The sequence below is a fragment of the Priestia sp. P5_B4 genome (assembly GCF_056400385.1).
Genome location: NZ_JBFULJ010001084.1, coordinates 1 through 1139, shown reverse-complemented (window position 1 = coordinate 1139; position 1139 = coordinate 1). Strand labels below are relative to the sequence as shown.

2 protein-coding genes are annotated in these 1139 nt (G+C 40.3%); one reads left to right on the top strand and one right to left on the bottom strand.

What is annotated here, in order from left to right; genetic code table 11:
* Positions 1-321, top strand: a 321-nt coding sequence (locus AC1DRF_RS28985; RefSeq protein WP_477742437.1) for a 2-hydroxycarboxylate transporter family protein, incomplete at its 5' end; no start/stop codon positions are given.
* Between the two features lie 47 nt (positions 322-368).
* Here the strand turns inward: AC1DRF_RS28985 and AC1DRF_RS28980 are convergent.
* A partial coding sequence (locus AC1DRF_RS28980) for a Cof-type HAD-IIB family hydrolase (RefSeq protein WP_477742436.1) occupies positions 369-1139 on the bottom strand: 771 nt, incomplete at its 5' end.

Below are 1139 nucleotides of genomic sequence, written 5' to 3'. Positions count from 1 at the left end.
ATGGTGGGGCTAGGGATTTTGTATATTCCTCTTGAAGATGTAGTGAAAATTGTTACACCAGGTTATGTGGTCGTATGTGCAGCAGTTGTTATTGCTATGGTAGCAACGGGTTATTTTGTAGGTAAAATGATGAAAATGCATCCAGTGGATGCTGCAATTGTAACAGGTTGTCACAGTGGTTTAGGAGGTACGGGAGACGTAGCGATTTTATCAGCTTCCAACCGTATGTCACTTATGCCATTTGCTCAAGTAGCAACAAGACTTGGAGGCGCTTCCACTGTTATTTTAGCTACGCTTCTTATGAAACTTTTAGGAGTATAAAATCAAAACAAAAAAGCAGCTCGGTTCGTATGAGCTGCTTTTTTGTCTTATGAAACGCTAACAGGTTTTAAGATAAATTCTTCCACAACTTTTGCCACACCGTCGTTCATGTTTGTATCTGTTACATGGTTGGCTTTTTCTTTAATATCTTCAGGAGCATTTCCCATTGCTACGCCAAGTCCTGCAAATTCAATCATGGCAAGATCATTATAACTGTCGCCAATGGCAATCACTTCATCGCGTGTAATGCCAAGCTGTTGAATTAATAAGTGGAGACTTGTCCCTTTTGTGACGCCTTCTTCTGTAAATTCAAGGAAGTATGGTTTAGAGCGCATTACGCTTAGCTCTCCTTGAAGCTGCTTTTGAAGTTTCTTTTCAACGTGAACCAGCATTTCCGGTTCTGCAAGCATGAGTACTTTTACAACAGGTYCTGTAACGGCATCAGTAAAAGATGAAACAACACGGATCGGCAGACCTGTAATGTCACTTTCAATATCCGTAAATTTATTTTCTACTTCGGTTATAATTTCATCTCCCACGTATGTATGAATTAAAACGCCTTCTTCGCGGCTAATATCGTCGAGACGTGCAACAGTTCTCGGAGACAATGTACTGCTAAATAGCTCTTCATTTGTTAGGCAATTAATGATTTTTGCCCCATTAAACGATAAAATAAAGCTTCCGTACTTTTCTAATTCGAGCTCTTTCGCAATGTGAACCATTCCGTAAGTTGGTCGTCCAGAAGCAAGTACAACTTTCACTCCCGATTCTTGCGCCTTCATTAATGCTTCTTTTGTGCGCGGAGAAATAGTGTGATC